The organism is Ruegeria sp. G10 (assembly GCF_056533645.1).
In genome coordinates, this window is sequence record NZ_JBQFOQ010000034.1 from 1 (window position 1) to 614 (window position 614).

A 614-nucleotide genomic window follows, 5' to 3' on the forward strand; every position below is an offset into this window, starting at 1 on the left:
GAGTGGGTATAGCGTGCAATGTTCTCGTGCAGCGCGTCCATATATTCCCAGCCGCCTTCTTCACCAAACATCTGCAGCCAGCTGGACACGTCAAGGAAACCGGTGCCCGACGAGTTCGGGTTCGGCATGATGACATGACCCTGGTATTGCGCGTCGGTCAGATCTTTCCACGACGTCGGCGGTGTCAGACCCAGCTTTTCAGCCTCGACGGTGTTGTAGCAGATCGAAGCGACCCAGGCGTCCATGCCAACCCAGCTGGGTACATCGCCACTGTCCACGAATTTAGGGTCCAGTTTTTCAACACCAACCGGCGCATAGGGCTCTAGCATATCTTCGGATTTCAGGAGCAGCAGCGAGGTCGCAGCCAGTCCCCAGACAACGTCAGCTTGCGGGTTGTCGCGCTCGGCAAGCAGTTTCGCGGTAATGATACCGGTCGAATCCCGAACCCAGTTGATGTTGATGTCAGGATGTACCGCGTTGAACTGTTCAGCATAGCGGGCCAGATCTTCGGCCTCGACCGCAGTATAGACGGTCAGCTCGGTTTCGGCGGCCGCTGCGGTGGCCATCAGGGCACCGGCGACGATTGCTGCAAACTTGGACGTGGTTTTTTTCAT

The 614-nt window shown here is 57.3% G+C and carries 1 protein-coding gene; it reads right to left on the reverse strand.

All coding sequences use genetic code 11. The features are described from left to right. A partial coding sequence (locus ACR0KM_RS20985; RefSeq protein WP_480861807.1) for an extracellular solute-binding protein occupies positions 1-614 on the reverse strand: 614 nt, incomplete at its 3' end.